The organism is Kineococcus sp. AC630, from assembly GCF_979255925.1.
The window spans coordinates 1-14,779 of the sequence record NZ_CEEDMJ010000046.1; the positions used below are offsets into that span (position 1 = coordinate 1).

20 protein-coding genes are annotated in these 14,779 nt (G+C 73.2%); 17 read left to right on the top strand and 3 right to left on the bottom strand.

Going from position 1 to position 14,779, the window contains the following annotated elements:
* The first annotated feature begins 270 nt into the window (after positions 1-270).
* From ppk2 to menC, 10 genes are all read left to right on the top strand, one after another.
* The gene (gene ppk2 / locus AC0I8G_RS25500) at positions 271-1,128 is read left to right on the top strand and encodes a polyphosphate kinase 2 (RefSeq protein WP_471732465.1); all 858 of its coding nucleotides are present in this window, start codon (positions 271-273) and stop codon (positions 1,126-1,128) included.
* A gap of 187 nt (positions 1,129-1,315) precedes the next feature.
* Positions 1,316-2,533 carry an inorganic phosphate transporter gene (locus AC0I8G_RS25505; protein WP_471732448.1) on the top strand — a complete coding sequence of 406 codons (1,218 nt, stop codon included), beginning with the start codon at positions 1,316-1,318 and terminating at the stop codon, positions 2,531-2,533.
* 13 nt (positions 2,534-2,546) lie between these two features.
* Positions 2,547-2,846, top strand: coding sequence for a hypothetical protein (locus tag AC0I8G_RS25510; protein ID WP_471732449.1), 300 nt, complete (start codon positions 2,547-2,549; stop codon positions 2,844-2,846).
* A gap of 10 nt (positions 2,847-2,856) precedes the next feature.
* Entirely contained in the window at positions 2,857-3,171 is a 315-nt protein-coding gene (locus tag AC0I8G_RS25515) for a DUF3349 domain-containing protein (RefSeq protein ID WP_328294094.1), read from the top strand.
* A gap of 162 nt (positions 3,172-3,333) precedes the next feature.
* The gene (locus AC0I8G_RS25520) at positions 3,334-3,678 is read left to right on the top strand and encodes a hypothetical protein (protein WP_471732450.1); all 345 of its coding nucleotides are present in this window, start codon (positions 3,334-3,336) and stop codon (positions 3,676-3,678) included.
* The gene (locus AC0I8G_RS25525; protein WP_471732451.1) at positions 3,675-4,088 is read left to right on the top strand and encodes a fluoride efflux transporter FluC; all 414 of its coding nucleotides are present in this window, start codon (positions 3,675-3,677) and stop codon (positions 4,086-4,088) included. Before AC0I8G_RS25520 ends, AC0I8G_RS25525 begins: the two co-directional genes overlap by 4 nt.
* Positions 4,085-4,447 carry a fluoride efflux transporter CrcB gene (gene crcB / locus AC0I8G_RS25530; RefSeq protein WP_471732452.1) on the top strand — a complete coding sequence of 121 codons (363 nt, stop codon included), beginning with the start codon at positions 4,085-4,087 and terminating at the stop codon, positions 4,445-4,447. The genes AC0I8G_RS25525 and crcB overlap by 4 nt, the downstream gene beginning before the upstream one ends.
* A gap of 85 nt (positions 4,448-4,532) precedes the next feature.
* Positions 4,533-5,846, top strand: a complete 1,314-nt coding sequence (gene nhaA / locus AC0I8G_RS25535; protein WP_471732453.1) for a Na+/H+ antiporter NhaA — start codon at positions 4,533-4,535, stop codon at positions 5,844-5,846.
* Between the two features lie 122 nt (positions 5,847-5,968).
* The gene (locus AC0I8G_RS25540; protein WP_471732454.1) at positions 5,969-6,601 is read left to right on the top strand and encodes a GNAT family N-acetyltransferase; all 633 of its coding nucleotides are present in this window, start codon (positions 5,969-5,971) and stop codon (positions 6,599-6,601) included.
* A gap of 22 nt (positions 6,602-6,623) precedes the next feature.
* Positions 6,624-7,742: an o-succinylbenzoate synthase gene (gene menC, locus AC0I8G_RS25545; protein ID WP_471732455.1), complete on the top strand. Its 1,119-nt coding sequence runs from the start codon at positions 6,624-6,626 to the stop codon at positions 7,740-7,742.
* 18 nt (positions 7,743-7,760) lie between these two features.
* Here the strand turns inward: menC and AC0I8G_RS25550 are convergent, their stop codons facing one another.
* Both AC0I8G_RS25550 and AC0I8G_RS25555 read right to left on the bottom strand, forming a co-directional pair.
* Positions 7,761-8,771 (bottom strand): alcohol dehydrogenase catalytic domain-containing protein, encoded by a 1,011-nt coding sequence (locus AC0I8G_RS25550; RefSeq protein WP_471732456.1) that lies wholly within the window; start codon positions 8,769-8,771, stop codon positions 7,761-7,763.
* 50 nt (positions 8,772-8,821) lie between these two features.
* Entirely contained in the window at positions 8,822-9,064 is a 243-nt protein-coding gene (locus tag AC0I8G_RS25555; RefSeq protein ID WP_328294102.1) for a DUF6458 family protein, read from the bottom strand.
* 81 nt (positions 9,065-9,145) lie between these two features.
* Here AC0I8G_RS25555 and AC0I8G_RS25560 point away from each other — a divergent pair, with 81 nt between their 5' ends.
* The 5 genes from AC0I8G_RS25560 to AC0I8G_RS25580 are packed head-to-tail and all read left to right on the top strand — an operon-like array spanning position 9,146 to position 12,081.
* Complete coding sequence (locus AC0I8G_RS25560; protein WP_471732457.1) at positions 9,146-9,511, top strand: cytoplasmic protein; 366 nt, start codon at positions 9,146-9,148, stop codon at positions 9,509-9,511.
* Between the two features lie 54 nt (positions 9,512-9,565).
* The gene (locus AC0I8G_RS25565) at positions 9,566-10,072 is read left to right on the top strand and encodes a SigE family RNA polymerase sigma factor (RefSeq protein WP_471732458.1); all 507 of its coding nucleotides are present in this window, start codon (positions 9,566-9,568) and stop codon (positions 10,070-10,072) included.
* Positions 10,057-10,503: a hypothetical protein gene (locus tag AC0I8G_RS25570; protein ID WP_471732459.1), complete on the top strand. Its 447-nt coding sequence runs from the start codon at positions 10,057-10,059 to the stop codon at positions 10,501-10,503. Before AC0I8G_RS25565 ends, AC0I8G_RS25570 begins: the two co-directional genes overlap by 16 nt.
* Before the next feature lie 41 nt (positions 10,504-10,544).
* The gene (locus AC0I8G_RS25575; RefSeq protein ID WP_471732460.1) at positions 10,545-11,108 is read left to right on the top strand and encodes a hypothetical protein; all 564 of its coding nucleotides are present in this window, start codon (positions 10,545-10,547) and stop codon (positions 11,106-11,108) included.
* Between the two features lies 1 nt (position 11,109).
* Complete coding sequence (locus AC0I8G_RS25580; protein ID WP_471732461.1) at positions 11,110-12,081, top strand: amidoligase family protein; 972 nt, start codon at positions 11,110-11,112, stop codon at positions 12,079-12,081.
* Here the strand turns inward: AC0I8G_RS25580 and AC0I8G_RS25585 are convergent.
* Positions 12,048-12,302 (bottom strand): hypothetical protein, encoded by a 255-nt coding sequence (locus AC0I8G_RS25585; RefSeq protein ID WP_471732462.1) that lies wholly within the window; start codon positions 12,300-12,302, stop codon positions 12,048-12,050. The two genes, AC0I8G_RS25580 and AC0I8G_RS25585, sit on opposite strands and share 34 nt — an antisense overlap.
* A gap of 154 nt (positions 12,303-12,456) precedes the next feature.
* Here AC0I8G_RS25585 and AC0I8G_RS25590 point away from each other — a divergent pair, with 154 nt between their 5' ends.
* Together AC0I8G_RS25590 and AC0I8G_RS25595 are read left to right on the top strand one after the other, a co-directional pair.
* On the top strand, positions 12,457-13,101 hold the full coding sequence (locus AC0I8G_RS25590) for a class I SAM-dependent methyltransferase (protein WP_471732463.1): 645 nt from the start codon (positions 12,457-12,459) through the stop codon (positions 13,099-13,101).
* Positions 13,102-13,149: 48 nt separating this feature from the next.
* Positions 13,150-14,724 carry a CYTH and CHAD domain-containing protein gene (locus tag AC0I8G_RS25595; protein ID WP_471732464.1) on the top strand — a complete coding sequence of 525 codons (1,575 nt, stop codon included), beginning with the start codon at positions 13,150-13,152 and terminating at the stop codon, positions 14,722-14,724.
* The last annotated feature ends 55 nt before the right edge of the window (positions 14,725-14,779 follow it).

Consider the following 14,779-nt stretch of genomic DNA (forward strand, 5'->3'; position numbering starts at 1 on the left):
GGTGGTGACGGGCTGAGACACGGGGGATCCTCCGGGGGGTGAGGGGTGGTTCGTTGCTCCCCTTGGACATCGGGCCGGGCTTGAGCGCACTGGCTGCGCCGGTGGGGTGTCGGCGAACGGGTGACATCCCGTAACAGACCGCCGGGAGGCTACCCGGGGCGTCCGACGCGACCTGTTCGCCGTGAGTTCACCGCCCGATCACCGGGCCGTCGACCGGCGCGGGGCGGCCCGGGGTTGCATGCCGGCGTGCACCTGACCCCTGACCTCGGCATGACCGTTCGTGACGACGAGGACGAGCCGGAGCTGCTGACGCCCGACGGCAGCGTCGTGGACACCTGGCGCGAGGACTACCCCTACGACGAGCGCCTCGGCCGCCCCGAGTACGACGCCGAGAAGCGGTTGCTCCAGATCGAGCTGCTCAAGCTCCAGCGCTGGCTCAAGGAGTCCGGCGAGCGCATCGTGGTGCTCTGCGAGGGACGTGACGCCGCGGGCAAGGGCGGCACCATCAAGCGCTTCATGGAGCACCTCAACCCGCGCGGGGCCCGCGTCGTGGCGCTCGAGAGGCCGAGCGAGCGCGAGTCCACCCAGTGGTACTTCCAGCGCTACGTCCAGCACCTGCCGGCCGCCGGGGAGTTCGTCCTGTTCGACCGCTCCTGGTACAACCGCGCCGGGGTCGAGCGGGTCATGGGGTTCGCCACGGCCGCGGAGTACGACCGGTTCGTGACCCAGGCCCCGCTGTTCGAGCGGATGCTCGTCGACGACGGGATCCACCTGGTGAAGTTCTGGTTCTCGGTGACCCGGGCCGAGCAGCGCACCCGCTTCCTCATCCGCCAGATCGACCCGGTCCGCCAGTGGAAGCTGTCGCCGATGGACCTCGCGAGCCTGGACCGCTGGGACGACTACACCGCGGCCAAGGAGGCGATGTTCTCCACCACGGACACCGACTTCGCCCCGTGGACGGTGGTGAAGACCAACGACAAGAAGCGCGCCCGCCTCGCCGCCATGCGCCACGTGCTGGCGATGTTCGACTACGACGACAAGGACGCCGAGGTCGTCGGCCTGCCGGACCCGCTGCTCGTCGTGCACGCGCGGACGATCCTCGAGACGGACCGCCGCCCCGCCGCCTGAGGTCACCGGACCGGTGCACGGGGCTGCGCCCGCGGGGTCACCACGGCCACCACGGGTGCGGTCGCCGTGACCCTCCGTCCCGCTGGAAGGCCGGGTTCCCGACGCGGGGTGAACGCCGCGTGAACTCTCCCGCCGGAGGGTGGAAGTGGCTTCTCGCGGGTCCCGCGGAGGGGCAGCCTTTCCCCTCGTGGAGACAGCAACGCTCATCCTCGTGCTGGTCGTCGTGGTGGCGCTCACCTTCGACTTCACCAACGGCTTCCACGACACGGCCAACGCGATGGCCACGTCCATCGCCACCGGAGCTCTGCCACCCAAGGTGGCCGTGGGCCTCTCCGGCATCCTCAACCTCGTCGGGGCGTTCCTGTCCGTCGAGGTCGCCCTCACCGTCTCGAACGCGGTCGTCAAGATCCAGGACAAGAGCGGTGCCCCCAAACCCGAACTGCTCGACGGCGGGGGCTCGGCGCTCCTGCTGATCGTCCTCGCCGGCCTCGTCGGCGCGATCGCCTGGAACCTGCTGACCTGGCTGATCGGTCTGCCGTCCAGCTCCTCGCACGCCCTCTTCGGCGGTCTGATCGGCGCGACCGTCGCCGGCCTCGGCTGGGCGGGCGTGAACTGGAACGGCGACGGCACCAAGATCGACGGCGTCGTGGGCAAGGTCATCATCCCCGCCGTCGCCTCGCCGATCCTGGCCGCGATCGTCGCGACCGTCGGCACCTTCGTCGTCCACAAGGTCATCTCGGGCGTCGCCCAGCGCTTCACCGACCAGGGGTTCCGCTGGGGCCAGATCGGCTCCGCCTCGCTGGTGTCGCTGGCGCACGGCACGAACGACGCGCAGAAGACGATGGGCGTCATCACCCTCGGGCTGATCGCCTCCGGGCACTGGTCCAGCACCGAGTCCATCCCGTTCTGGGTCAAGGTCGCCTGCGCCCTCGCCATCGCCTCCGGGACCTACCTCGGCGGCTGGCGGATCATCCGCACCCTCGGCAAGGGCCTCATCGAGATCACCCCGCCGCAGGGCATGGCCGCCGAGACCGCGTCCGGCGCGGTCATCCTCATCTCCAGCCACCTGGGCTTCGCGCTCTCCACCACCCACGTGACGACCGGTTCGGTGCTCGGCGCCGGCCTCGGCAAGCCCGGTGCCGTCGTGCGCTGGCGGGTCGCCGGCCGCATGGTCATCGCCTGGGTGACGACCATCCCGGCCGCCGGGATCGTCGGGGCCCTGATGTGGTGGATCGGCCACGCGCTGGGCGGCGGCGCCGTCGGCGCGATCGTCATCACTGCGATCCTGGTCGCCTTCACGCTCGTCGTGATGCGCCACTCGCGCAAGAACCCGGTGCACGCCGGCAACGTCAACGACGAGTGGGAAGCGAGCGAGGGTGCCGACCGCACCCCCGCCGCGGTCTGAGGGGAACAACGACATGGTCCAGAACCTGACCCTCGTCGGCGACGCGCTGTGGAAGATCCTGCTCGTCGCCCTCGTCCTGGGCGCCGGCCTCCCGGTGCTCTTCTCCGCCGGTGTGCGCTCGCTGGCCTACGGGGCCGGCGGCTCGGCCGAGACCAGCCACGCACCGGGGCACCCGGTCGGGAAGGTCCTCGCGGTCGTCTGCTTCGCGATCGTCGTCCTGGCCGTCGCGCTCGGCATCACGTTCATCGTGGCCAGCGGGTTCGGCAAGGCGCTCAGCTTCGAGCACGTCTTCCCGACCATCGTCGACAAGTGACGGGACAGCCATGACCTCCAGCTCCACCAACCTCGCGACCCGCGTCGTCGACTGGCTGCGCGCCGGGTACCCGGGCGGCGTCCCGCGCCAGGACTACGTGGCCCTGCTCGGCCTCCTGCGCCGCAAGCTCACCGACGAGGAGGTCCACTCCATCGCCGCCGAGATCGTCGGTCTCGCCCGCCAGGGCGAGGTCATCACGGTCTCCGACGTGGAGCGCCTCATCAACGAGGCCACCCTCGACGAACCGGCGACCGCCGACGTCGCCCGGGTGTCCTCGCACCTGGCCGCCGGTGGCTGGCCGCTCGCGGACTACCCCCGCGACTGAACGATTCCGCCCCCGACGCCGCACCCCCTCGACGGGGGTGCGGCGTTCGTCGTCCCACAGCGCGGTCCCACAGCACGGTTCCACCGCGCGGTCCCACCCACACGGACCCGGCGCGGGCACCCGGTGTTTGCCCCGACGTGATCTCCGAGGCACACTCCCGCCGTGACCCCCACGCGTGACACCGGGACCGTGCTCAACGACTGGTTCGAAGGGCTCGACGTCGAGGACACCGAGGAGGCCTTCTTCTGCCTCCGGACGGGCAGCTACTCCCGCAAGCTGCTGACGTCGCTGCGGCGGGTGCTGGCCCCCGCCACCGCCACCCGGCACGGGCTCGACGACCCGCACACCGCCGCCCCGGGCGATCCGCTGAGCGCCAGCGTCCAGACGTTCCTGCGCCAGCACCTGCTCGCCGGGGAGACCGCCGACCTCTGCGCGGTCCAGCACCCGTTGCCCCTCCAGCGTCGGCGGACGACGGCTCTGCGCGACGTGCGAGGCTGCCGTCCGTGAGCACGCCCGAGGCGCCGCCGCACCGTGATCCGCGGCTCCTCGTGCTCGTCGGCGCCGGCGGCGCGGTGGGGACCCTGGCCCGCTGGGCGGTCTCGGCCGGCGTCCCCGTGGTGTCCGGGTGGCCGCTCGCGACGCTCACGGTGAACCTCCTCGGATCCTTCGCGCTGGGCCTGCTGCTGGAGTCCCTGCTGCGGCGGGGACCGGAGACCGCAGCGCTGCGGCGCCGGCGCCTCGGGCTCGGGACGGGGTTCTGCGGCGGGTTCACGACGTTCTCGAGCTTCGCCGTCGAACTGGACCGCCTGGTCAGCGGGGGGCACCCGGCGACCGCCCTCGGCTACGCCGCGGTCAGCCTGCTCGGCGGCCTGGTCGCCGTCGTGCTCGGCATCGCCTGCGCGGTGCGGACCCGGTGATCCTGCTCCTCGCCCTGGCCGGCGGTCTCGGCGCCGCGGCGCGGTTCGCCCTCGACGGGGAACTGCGCGCCCGGCGTCCCTCGGAGTTCCCGTGGCCGATCCTGCTCGTCAACGTCCTGGGTTCGTTCCTGCTCGGGTTCCTCACCGGCCTCGTCCTCGACGGCGCGGACGAGCGGTGGCACCTCGTCCTCGGCGTCGGGTTCTGCGGCGGCTTCACGACGTTCAGCACCGCGATGGTCGACACCGTCCGGCTCGCGCAGCGGGGGGCGGTGCGCTCGGCGACGCTGAACCTCGCCGGGACCCTGGCGGCCACCGTCCTCGCGGCCGCCTTCGGGTGGGGACTGGCCGTCCTCCTGTAACCTCGACCCCAGGTGTGCCGGGAAGTCTGGTCGGCGGTCCCGTCAGGGATCTCGCCCCTCATCGATCCCGGAAGCAGGTCGCTCCGTGCCCACCCCGCCCCCCACCGCTCGCCGTCTCCTCTTCCCCCGCGGTTCGTGGGAGGAACGCACGCGCCTCACCGACGTGCTGCGCGAGGAGACCACCGGCGGGGTCCTGCTGCTGGTCCTGACCGTCGTCGCGCTGGTCTGGGCGAACCTCCCCGGCGGCAGCTACGAGGACGTGCGGCAGTTCCACCTCGGACCCGCGGCCCTGCACCTGAACCTCTCCATCGAGCACTGGGCCGCCGACGGGCTGCTGGCGATCTTCTTCTTCGTCACCGGCCTCGAACTCAAGAAGGAGTTCGTCGCCGGCGACCTGCGCAGCCCCCGCGCGGCGGCCCTGCCGATCGCGGCGGCGCTCGGCGGGATGGCCGTGCCCGCCCTGCTGTTCGTGCTGGTCAACGTGCTGCACCCCGACGCCCCCGAGGGGGCGCTGGTCGGCTGGGCCACCCCCACCGCCACGGACATCGCGTTCGCGCTCGGGATCCTGGCCGTCGTCGGCTCGCACCTGCCGTCGGGGTTGCGGACGTTCCTGCTGACCCTCGCGGTCGTGGACGACCTGCTGGGCATCACCGTCATCGCGATCTTCTACACCGAGCAGGTGAACTGGCTGCCGCTGCTGCTGGCCCTGGTGACGCTCGCGGCCTTCACCGTCGCGGTGCAGCTCCGGGTCCGGGCGTGGTGGCTGCTCGTCCCCCTCGCCCTCGCGACGTGGGGCCTGGTCCACGCCTCGGGGATCCACGCCACGGTCGCGGGGGTCCTGCTGGGGCTCGTGGTCCCGGTGCTGCGCAGCGAGAAGAACGGTGGTCCGGACGCCGGGCCGGGTCTCTCCGAGCACTTCGAGCACGTCTGGCGACCCCTGTCGACGGGGTTCGCGGTGCCGGTCTTCGCCCTGTTCTCAGCGGGTGTCGCCATCGGCGGCGCCTCGGGTTTCGCCGCCGCGATGAAGGACTCCGTGGCCCTCGGCGTGATCGCCGGCCTCGTGCTGGGCAAACCGATCGGCATCGTCGCCACCACCTGGATCGTCTCGAAGGTGACGAAGGCCGAGCTCGACGAGAACCTGCGCTGGATCGACGTCCTGGGCATGGCGATGCTGGCCGGGATGGGGTTCACGGTCTCGCTGCTCATCGGGTCGCTCGCCTTCGGGGAGGGCACCGCAGCCGGTGAGCACGTGACGCTCGGGGTGCTCGTCGGGTCGGCCGCCTCGGCGGTCCTCGCGGCCGTCGTGCTCTCCACCCGCAACCGCGTGTACCGCCGGATCGAGATCGAGGAGGGTGTCGACGCCGACGGGAACGGCATCCCGGACGTCTACGAACGCTGACCGCCCGGGGTCGGCCAGGGTCCGCGTCGGCCGGATCACACCCGTCCCGTCTTGACGTCCGCCCGCGGCCGCCGCGATCGTGCAGGGATGCGCCACGGATCCCGGCCGTGCTGAGGAGTGCGGTGCTCGACACCGCGGACCTGCAGGACCAGGCGTGCGCGCTCTACCGCGACGTGCTGGGTCACGGTGAACCCGGGATGGAACTCAACCCGCGGCTGCTCTCGGCGCTGGTGCGCAACGGGGGTTCCGCGGTGGGCCTGGTCGAGGGGGAGCGCCTGGTCGCGTTCGCCTACGGCGTGCACGCCCACGACGCGGACGGCGAGTACCACTACTCCCAGAGCGCCGCCGTCGCCCCCGACCACCAGGGTCGGGGGCTCGGCCGGCGCCTCAAGCAGGCCCAGGCCGACGTCGTCCGGACGGGCGGGGTGACGACGATGCGCTGGGCCTACGACCCGGTGCTGGGCCGCAACGCCCACTTCAACCTCGACGTCCTCGGCGCGCGGGCGCGCTGGTTCGTCGACGACTTCTACTTCCGTCCCGGCACGGACCGGGTGGTCGTCGAGTGGGACCTGCGCGGGCCGCCCCGTCCCGCGCCCGTCGTCGAGGAACTCCACCTCCCCTCCGGTCCCGTGACGGCCGCGGTCCGGACCGACCTGCGGCGGGGTTTCCGCGCGCTGCTGGACGCCGGGTACGTGGCCGTCAGCTGCGGCCGGGCCGAGCACGGCGGGTCGGTCTACGGTTTCGGGCGTCCCTGATGAGAACCACCGAGGAGCGAGCGTGAAGATCGTCCGTGCCGACCTGCACCAGGTGCGCCTGCCGCTGGTCCACGAGTTCCAGACCAGCTCGCACCGCAAGAGCTTCCTCGAGCACCTGCTGGTGGAACTGACCGACGAGGACGGCCGCACGGGGTGGGGTGAGATCGCCTGCCCCAGCGACCCGTTCTTCGCCCCCGACACCGTCGCGACGAGCTGGCTGGTGGCGACGACCTACCTGCTGCCCGCCGTCGTCGGGCGTTCCGTCGCCTCCGCCCCGGAGGTCTCGGGCGCCTACGCCAAGGTGCGCGGACACCAGTTCGCGAAGGCCGGGGTGGACGCCGCGGCGTGGTCGTTGTGGTCGGCCTGCCAGGGGGTCCCGCTGTCTGCGGCGCTCGGGGGAACGCGGTCCTCGGTCGTCGCGGGGGTTTCGCTCGGCATCGAGAAGACCATCGACGACCTGCTCGAGCAGGTGCACCACCACCACGTCGAGTCCGGGTACCCGCGGGTCAAGCTGAAGGTCCAGCCCGGGTGGGACGTCGAACCGGTCCGCGCCGTGCGCGCTGCGTTCGGCGACGACCTGCTGCTGCACATCGACGCCAACGGCGCCTACTCCGACTCCCCGGAACACCTGGCCGCGTTGCGCTCCCTGGACGGGTTCGGGCTGACGATGATCGAGCAGCCGTTCGCGCCGCGGGCGTTCACGACGTCGGCGGAGTTCCAGCGTTCGGTCCAGACGCCGGTCTGCCTGGACGAGTCCATCGACACCGTCGACGACCTGCGGACCGCGCAGGCCCTGGGGTCGGGCCGGGTGCTGAACGTCAAGGTGTCGCGGATGGGTGGTCTGAGCACCGCGCTCGCGGCGCACGACCTCGCCGTCGAGTTCGGCTGGCCGGCCTGGGTCGGGGGGATGCACGAGTTCGGGGTGGGGCGCGCCGCGAACGTCGCGCTCTCCAGCCTCCCGGGTTTCACGATGCCCTCCGACGTGTCGGCGTCGGAGAAGTACTACGCCCGCGACGTGACGACGCCCGTCACCGCCGCCGACGGGGTGGTGGTGGTCTCCACCCTCCCCGGGCTGGGCGTCGAGGTGGACCGGGAGTTCCTGGTGCAGAACCGGGTCCGGGTCGAGGGTTTCACCGGCTGAGTCGCCACCCGGTGGGGATCAACCGGTGGTGAGGACCATCCGGAAGCGGGCCTGACCGGAGTGCATGCGCTCGAAGGCCTCGGCCGCCTCGGCGAGCGGGCGTTCCTCGACCAGGCCGCGGATCCCCTGGTCGACGGCGAAGCGGAGGTTGTCCTCGTTCTCGATGGCGCGACCGGTGAGGGAACCCTCGAGGACGGCGTCACCGAAGATCAGCCTCAGCGCGGGGACCGCGATGGGCTGGTCGCCGGCGCCGACGACCATCAGGTGGCCGCCGTGGGCCAGACCTCCCAGCAGGGCCGAGGCCGAGTCGCCGGCCGCGGCGGTGGCGACGATGACCTTGGCCCCACCCAGCCGCTGGAGTTCGGCCGCCACGTCGTCGGCGACCGCGTCGAGGTAGTACCGCGCCCCGAACGACCGCGCCTGCTCCTCCTTGGCCCGGCCCCTGGCGATCGCGACGACCCGCAGGCCCATGCGCGCGGCGTACTGGAGGCCCAGGTGCCCGAGCCCGCCGATCCCCTGGATCGCCACGAGGTCCCCGGCCCGCACCCCGGCCTTCAGCAGCGCGTTGTAGACGGTGAACCCCGCGCACAGCAGGGGTGCCGCCTCGGCGGAGGTCAGCTCGTCGGGAACCGCCACCAGGCCGCTGGCCCGCGCGTAGGCCACCTCGGCGTAGCCGCCGTCGACGCTCGAACCGGTGCGGGGCTGGTCGGTGCAGGCGACGAAGTTCCCGCGGCGGCAGGCGTTGCACACCCCGCAGTGCCCACCGAGGTACCCCACGCCGACCCGCTGGCCCAGGGACCAGCCGGAGACGCCGTCGCCCAGGGCGTCGACGACGCCGACCACCTCGTGGCCCGGAACGCGGGAGGGTTCGTGCGGTGCGTGCGGCTGCACGGTGAACACGTCGGTGTGGCAGATGCCGCACGCCTGGACCCTCAGGCGGACGTGCTCGGGGGCCGGGTCGACCAGCGGCCGGGTCGAGGGGGCCAGCGTTCCGTCCGGCGTGACGTCGAGGACGGCGTAGGTGCTCACGGGTGCTCCACCACGCTCGATCGTCCCGCTCGCGTCGAACGGCTGCCCGCTCAGAGGTCGCGGGTCTCGGTGCGGCGCGTCGTGGCGTTGCGGGTGGGGTCGGTGCTCGTCACGCTCGTCGTCCGCTGGGTCCGGGGCCGGAACAGCGCGAACTCGAGGACGATTCCGAGGACACCGACCACCATGAGGATCACCCCGACCGTCTTGAGGTCGACTCCGCTGAAGGAGACGGTCACGGCGAAGGCGAGGATCGCTCCGACCGCGAGGAGGAAGATGCTGGTTCCCAGGCGCATCCGTCGAGCGTCCCGCGTCCGCCGTCGAAGCGCACCCCGGGAGCCCTGGTCGCGCCCGGCGCGTCGGCGTAGCGTCACGTCATGGGCAGCACGGATCCGGTCGACACCAACCCTGGTTCCTACGCCGTCGTCTTCGAGAACGACCGCGTCCGCGTCCTGGAGTACCGCGACGTCCCGGGTCACCGCTCCGTGCCCCACGAGCACCCCGACAGCGTCATGGTCACCCTCAGCTCGTTCCGGCGCCGCCTGATCGCCGGGGACCGCCAGGTCGACGTCGAGCTCCCCGGCGGGGCCGTCCGGTGGCTGGGCGCCCAGGGCCACTCCGGGGAGAACACCGGGGACACCGAGACGCACTGCCTCTTCGTGGAGCTCAAGGAACCCGCCCCCGTCCCGCGCGAGGGGGCGCCCCCGCTCGGGCCCAGCGGTGGCGCCGCCGCGCGCGTCTGAGCGAGGGGGCCCGCCGGAGGCAACCTCGCGGGGCGCTGCGTCGTCTGGAGAGGTGTGGGGGGTTCGTTCGAGGAGTTCGTGAGCACCGGCAGCGACCGGTTGCTCGGCTTCGCGCTGCTCCTGACCGGCGACCGCGGCCACGCGGAGGACCTGCTGCAGGACGTGCTGGAGCGGATGTACGTGCGCTGGCGCCGGATCGACGACCCGCACGCCTACGCCCGCACGGCGCTGGCCCGCAAGGTCACCGACCGGTGGCGGGCGCGGGCCCGTCGACCGCGCGAGGTCGTCTTCGAGGACCACCACGACGACCCGGTGACCGACGGTGCCGCGGAACGGGCCGAACGGTCCCGGGTCGTCGAGGCGCTGCGGAACCTGCCGCCGCGGCAGCGCGCCGTCATCGTCCTGCGCTACTTCGAGGACTGGTCGGAGGAGCAGATCGCCGACCAGCTCGACGTCTCGCGCGGGACGGTCAAGAGCCAGGCCTCCAAGGGACTGGCCGCACTGCGGCAGCGGATGGACGAGTCGAACGAGGGGGTGGGCGCACGGTGGACGAAGGGCTGAGCGGCTGGGAGGACCGGCTGCGGCACGAGCTCGACGCGTCGGTCCGCGACGTCCGGGCGGGTGACGACCTCGTCGTGCGGACGCGCGAGGGGGGTCGACGGCGGGTGCGTCGTCGGCGCGCGCTGGTGACGTTGCCCGCGGCCGTCGTCGTGGCGGGGGGTGCGGTGTGGGCGGGGCGCCAGGTGGCGCCGCAGCCGGTGACCCCGGCGGGCAGCCCGGTCACGGCCGCCTCGACGCCGCTCGTGGTGGCGACGGATCCGCCCGTCCTGACGATGGAGGAAGGCGCCGCCCGTGACGTGTTCTTCGGGGCCGGGTACACCTACGAAGACGCGGTGGAACTCGGGGGGTTGTGGAACACCGCCAGCTGGGAGGCCAAGGCCCTCGGTGGGCAGGCCCTGCACGACGGCGAGGCCCTTCCGATCTCCCGCTGATCCGAGGCAACGCGACGGGTCCGCGAGGCGTCTTCCAGGGCATGAGCGACAACGACACCCGGATCACCCGGACCCCGGCGAACCGGCGCGCGGCGCGGATCGTCACGGCGACCATCGTCGCGGGCGGCATCGCCCTCGCCGGCGGGACCGCCTACGCCAACGCGGACACCGACGCGACGCCGCCCGCCTCCACCCCGGCGGCGGTTCCCACGACCGACGCGAGCACCGACCTGAGCACCGACGCGGACCAGGCCTCGCGCGAGGTGTTCTTCGCGGCGGGCTACACCTACGACGACGCCGTCGTCCTCGGTGCGCAGTGGTCGCAGGACCCGTGGGAGGCGAAGGTCACCGGCGGCGAGAAGCTCACCGCGGGTGAGACCCTGCCGATCGCCCCCGGCAGTTCCCCGACGGCTCCCAGCGATCCCGGGACCGGGGTCGGGGTCGGCGACGACGAGTCGGCGGCCGTCGACGCGTTCTTCGCGGCGGGGTACACCTACGCCGACGCCGTCGCCCTCGGTACCGTCTGGAACGTGGACCCGTGGGAGGCGAAGGTCACGGGCGGCGGGAAGCTGCTCGCGGGCGAGACCCTGCCGGTCGCACCCTGACGTGAGCACGAGCCTGCCGCGCGCCGGTTTCGAGGTCGAGCTGCTCGCCCCCGTGGGGGTGAGCAGGCTCGACCTCGCGCAGGAGATCGCTTCCCGTGCAGGCGGATCGGTGCGTCGCAGGTTCCACGTCGACACCGAGGCGTCGTCGGCGCCGGGGGTGTCGACGTTCTGGCACCTGACCCCCGCCTTCGACGTCCTCGACGCCGGGGGCGGGGCGGTGTGCTCCCTCGTCGACGACACGACGATCGTCGCCGACCTCGACGCCCGGGCACCCTCGAGACCCGGGTGGTACCGGATCCTCAGCGACGACCCGCGGCTGCTGCGCCTCGTGGAACGTCACGCCGACCCGGCGGAGGGGATCGGGTCGGTGCTGGACCCCGTCGCGGAACTGTTCGGCGTCCGGGTCCGGGACGCCGGGGGTGTGCGCAGGCTCGACGACTCCGCGGGGGCGACGATCGCGCTGGCGGCGCCGCTGCCGGGGGAGCGCGAGCGTCCCTGCGAGGTCGTGACCCCGCCGTGGGTGGACGACCACGTCCGGCGTCTCGAGGAACTGCTGGAACCCGCCCGCGACCTGGGTTTCACCGTTCCGGCCGAGGCGGCCGTCCACGTGAACCTCGACGCCGGACCGTTCCGGGACGTCGGGCGGTTCCGCCACGTCGTGTCGACGTTCGGGGAACGTCGCGAGGAGCTCCGGGGGCTGTTCGCGACGAACCCGCGCTGCACCCGGCTCGCGCCGCTGCCCGCGGAACTCGTGGAACTCGTCCGACGGGACTGGCCGGACTGGGGTTCGCTGCGCACCGCTGCGGCCGCCACGGGCGTGAGCAAGTTCAGCGACGTGAACCTGACGCGGGTGCTGGGTGTGCGTCCGGGCCCCGACGTCCTCGAGGTGCGGATCCTGCCCGGGGCGATCGACGGGGCGTCGATCGGTGGGCGGTTCGTTCAGCTCGTGGAGTTGTTGCGCTCGACCAGGTAGGTGTGGCCGCCGCGGGTCACGCGCTCCCAGCCGTCGAAGCCGGCGCTGGCCTCCTCCGGGGTGCGCGGCCCGCGCTGCGGCCCCTCCTCCTGCGACACCTGGGCCGGGCCGGTGAAGTTGAAGACCGCGTCGAGGAAGAGGTCGAAGAGGCGGTTCCGGGACCGGGGGCGCTGCAGGGAACGCGGGGTCCGCACCGGGTCCGACGACGATACTTCGTGCATGAATCGTTAGTGTACGCGTGATCGGCGACCCCGTCGAGGTGACGCTCACCACGCCCACGACCACGCTCATGCCCACGACCCGGTCACCGGACGGGTCCTTGCCGGAACGGCAAGGAGGCTCGACCGCGGGAGCCCGGGCGCGGACGATCGGTCCATGCCCCACTTCGACCTCACCGCCCGCGACGCCCGTGAACTCTGGGAGGGCATGTACTCCTCCGGCCACGGGCACGTCTGGAGCGGAGGACCCAACGCCGCGCTGGTCGACGCCGTCGCCGACCTCACCCCGGGCCGCGCCCTGGACCTCGGCTGCGGGGAGGGTGGTGACGTCCTGCACCTGGCCCGCCTCGGCTGGCGGGTCACCGGCGTCGACGTCTCCGACACCGCGGTCGAGCGGGCCCGCGCGCACGCCGCGCAGGCGGGGGTCGAGGCGCACTTCGAACGCCACGACCTCGGCCAGACCTTCCCCGCGGGGGAGTTCGACCTGGTGACGGCGTCCTTCCTGCACTCCTTCGCCTTCCTCGACCGGATCGACGTCCTGCGCCGCGCGGCGCAGGCGGTGGCGCCGGGGGGTTCGCTGCTCGTCCTCGGTCACCACACCGTCCCGCCGGCCCAGCTCGAACGCTGGCGCGACGACGGCGTCGTCATCGACCTGCCCTCGCCCGCGGAACTGCGCGAACGGCTCGCGCTGCCGGGGGAGTGGCGCGTCGGGCGGGAGGAGATGACCGAACGGAGGATCACGTTCGAGGACGGCAGCACCTTCGTCGGAGCGGACGGTGTCCTGCGGCTGGACCGCAGCTGACCTGCGGGAATGCGGGTCCGTTCACCCTGGCGTGGTAATTCTTGGCCCATGCCGTCCCCGCGCCTGGCCCTCACCCGCACCTACCTCGCGCCGAACTCCGAGCAGGCTCCCGGCGCCGGTGAGCTGCCCGGCGTCGCCGACGTCGGCCCCGTCGTCGACGTCGTCAGCGAGGAGACGCACTACGACACGGCCGACCTCGCGCTGGCCGCGGCCGGCGTCTCGGTGCGGCGCCAGACGGCCGAGCGCACCAGCCCCGCGCCCCGCGGCTGGGTCCTCGAGGTGCCCGGCCGGGGACCCCGCACCCACGAGGTCCGCCACGCCCTGGGTCGGGCCGTGCGCACCGCACCCGCTGCGCTGCAACGCCTCACCTGGGCCGCAGCCCGTGGACGCGCCCTCGGTCCCGTCCTGGCGCTGACCACCAGCGCGAACCAGCGCGACCTGCTCGACGCCGACGGCCTCGTCGTCGCCCGCCTCACCACGCGCGCCGTCTCCGCCCGGGCGCTCGCGCCCGAGGACGCCGTCGCGCAGACCTGGTCGGAGTGGCAGGTCGAGGTCGTCGACGGCCGCCGCGACCTGCTCGACGCCATCACCGACGCCTGGGAGGCCCTCGGCGCCGAGGAGTCCGACCGCACCGCGCAGCTGCGCACCGTCCTCGACGGCCCGGACGACGACGAGGGCGACGGCGCCGTCTCGGTCGACGACAGCGCCGGCGCGGCCGTCCTCGCCCGGCTCGCCCAGGACGTCGGCTGGCTGCTGACCCAGGACCCCCTGGCCCGCATCGACGCCCCCGACGCCGTCCGCTCGCTGCGGGTGGCCGCACGCCGCCTGCACAACGTGCTCGGCACCTTCGCCCCGCTCTTCGCCGAGGACGCCACCGACGCGCTGCGCGCCGACCTCGCCTGGATCACCGAGGTCACCCGCCCCTCCCGCGACCTCGAGGTCCTCGCCGAGCAGCTGCTCGAGGACCTCGACGAGGAGGCCGCGGGGCACGTCGCCGGGACCGGCACCGGCGACCCCGCCGTCGTCGCCGACCGCGTCCGGGCCATCCTCACCGAACGGGCCGACGCCGCCCACGCCGCGGTGCTCGAGGCGCTGGACTCCCAGCGCTACCGCGACCTCGTCGCCGCCCTCGAGGCGTTCGTCGCCGATCCGCCGACGGTGAAGCCCGCCCGCCGCGACGCCCGGAAGGTCCTGCTGCCGCTGGTCTCCGAGGCCCACCGCGCGGTGCGTGACGCGTACCGCGACGTCGACCTCGACGACCACAGCGAGATCGACCACGACGTCGACCACGCCACCGCCGACGACGCCGCGGCGCTCACCCGCCTGCGGGTCGCCGCCGCCGCCGCGCGCGACGCGGCGGCCGTCGTCGCGCCCCACGTCGGGGAACCGGCCGAGGAGTACGTCGACGTCGTCAAGGAACTCCTCGACGTCCTCGACGAGCACGCCGAGACCGTCGTCGCCCGCGAGTTCCTCGCCGGTCTCGTCGACGACTTCGGCTCCGGCGCGTTCGTCCTCGGGCGGCTCCACGCCCTCGACGAGGTCCGCTCCGCCGTCGCGTTCCACGACGTCGAGAGCGCGTGGGACGCCGCCAACCGCAAGAAGCTCCGCCGCTTCATGAAGTGACGCGTGGAGTGACCCGCCCACCCCGGCCCCTCGACGACGGGGGTCCGGGGAGGGG

What these genes read in the sequence shown, in the direction of transcription:
- ppk2 (WP_471732465.1), top strand. Translation starts at nt 271, where the DNA reads ATGACCGTTCGTGACGACGAGGACGAGCCGGAGCTGCTGACGCCCGAC.
- AC0I8G_RS25510 (WP_471732449.1), top strand. Translation starts at nt 2,547, where the DNA reads ATGGTCCAGAACCTGACCCTCGTCGGCGACGCGCTGTGGAAGATCCTG.
- AC0I8G_RS25515 (WP_328294094.1), top strand. Translation starts at nt 2,857, where the DNA reads ATGACCTCCAGCTCCACCAACCTCGCGACCCGCGTCGTCGACTGGCTG.
- AC0I8G_RS25555 (WP_328294102.1), bottom strand. Translation starts at nt 9,064, where the DNA reads ATGCGCCTGGGAACCAGCATCTTCCTCCTCGCGGTCGGAGCGATCCTC.
- AC0I8G_RS25560 (WP_471732457.1), top strand. Translation starts at nt 9,146, where the DNA reads ATGGGCAGCACGGATCCGGTCGACACCAACCCTGGTTCCTACGCCGTC.
- AC0I8G_RS25575 (WP_471732460.1), top strand. Translation starts at nt 10,545, where the DNA reads ATGAGCGACAACGACACCCGGATCACCCGGACCCCGGCGAACCGGCGC.
- AC0I8G_RS25585 (WP_471732462.1), bottom strand. Translation starts at nt 12,302, where the DNA reads ATGCACGAAGTATCGTCGTCGGACCCGGTGCGGACCCCGCGTTCCCTG.
- AC0I8G_RS25590 (WP_471732463.1), top strand. Translation starts at nt 12,457, where the DNA reads ATGCCCCACTTCGACCTCACCGCCCGCGACGCCCGTGAACTCTGGGAG.
- AC0I8G_RS25595 (WP_471732464.1), top strand. Translation starts at nt 13,150, where the DNA reads ATGCCGTCCCCGCGCCTGGCCCTCACCCGCACCTACCTCGCGCCGAAC.